General features: G+C 71.9%; 1 pseudogene. It reads right to left on the minus strand.

Features of this window, described 5'->3' with window-relative positions:
- Positions 1 to 1481 (minus strand): annotated as a pseudogene (locus CEK66_RS20145) (hypothetical protein); the annotation flags it as partial.

A 1481-nucleotide genomic window follows, 5' to 3' on the forward strand; every position in this document is an offset into this window, starting at 1 on the left:
CCGCCGCGGCCGTGCTGCTGCCGCTGCCCAGCGCCACCGCGCCGGCCTGCGCCGCCGCTGCGCCTGCGCCCAGCGCCAGGCTGTCGCCGCCGCTGGCCGTGGCCGCCTTGCCCAGCGCCACGGCGTTGGCCACGGCCGGATCGTTCGCATCGCCCGCCACCGCGCCATTGCCCAGTGCCACCGCGCTGTCGCCGTACGCACTCGCCGCCGGTCCCATCGCGCTGCTGTCGGTACCGCTGGCAGTGCTGTCGGCCTTGGTCGAGTGAGTGTGGGCGTATTTCACGCCCGCGCCTTGCTGAATGCTGTTGACGGTGGTGCCGACCTTGCCCAGTTCGGTGTTGGTGGCATATAGCTGCGAGCCGTTGACCGCATCGGTGCTGGTCCCGGACACGCGGCCGGCGGCCACGTTGGTCACCGTCCGCTCATGGCCGGCGCTGCCCACGCTCACCGTGCTGCCCGGGTTGGTGCCGGCGTAGGTGTAGGCGGTGCCGTTGAGGGTCCCGCCGGTGGTCGCCACCGCCGCGGCCGTGCTGCTGCCGCTGCCCAGCGCCACGGCGCCGGCCTGCGCCGCCGCCGCGCCTGCGCCCAGCGCCACGGCGTTGGCCACGGCCGAATCGTTCGCATCGCCCGCCACCGCCCTATTGCCCAGTGCCACCGCGCTGTCGCCGTACGCGTTCGCCGCCGCTCCCACCGCGGTGCTTTGGGCGCCAATAGCATTAGCGAAGGCCCCTATCGCCATACCATCCTTGCCGCTGGCAAGGGCAGAGACACCCATAGCCATGGCATCTTTGGCGATAGCCTGGGCGCTGGTGCCGAAAGCGCTGCTGTAGACGCCGCTGGCGTTGGCGCCGGTGCCGAAAGCGCTGCTGCCGCTGCTGGTGGCCTTGGCCAGGTAGCCAGCGGCGCTGCTGTAGCCGCCGCTGGCCTCGGCCAAGGTGCCGATGGCGCTGCTGGCGGCGCCGGTGGCCTTGGCCTGGTAGCCGATGGCGCTGCTGTAGTCGCCGGTGGCCTCGGACGCGTTGCCGACGCTGATGCTGTTGAGAGCTTGGGCCTTGCTGTTGTTGCCGACGGCGATGGCAGCGCCGCCGCTGGCCGTAGCCGCCTTGCCCAGTGCCACGGCGTTGACCACGGCCGGATCGTTCGCATCGCCCGCCACCGCGCCATTGCCCAGTGCCACCGCGCTGTCGCCGTACGCACTCGCCGCCGGCCCCATCGCGCTGCTGTCGGTACCGCTGGCAGTGCTGTCGGCCTTGGTCGAGTGAGTGTGGGCGTATTTCACGCCCGCGCCTTCCTGAATGCTGTTGACGGCGGTGCCGACCTTGCCCAGTTCGGTATTGGTGGCATACAGCTGCGAGCCGTTGACCGCATCGGTGCTGGTCCCGGACACGCGGCCGGCGGCCACGTTGGTCACCGTCCGCTCATGGCCGGCGCTGCCCACGCTCACCGTGCTGCCCGGCGCAGCGCCGGCGTAGGTGTAGGCG

It is taken from the genome of Xanthomonas sp. LMG 12460 (assembly GCF_009192895.1).
Classification (GTDB): domain Bacteria; phylum Pseudomonadota; class Gammaproteobacteria; order Xanthomonadales; family Xanthomonadaceae; genus Xanthomonas_A; species Xanthomonas_A sontii.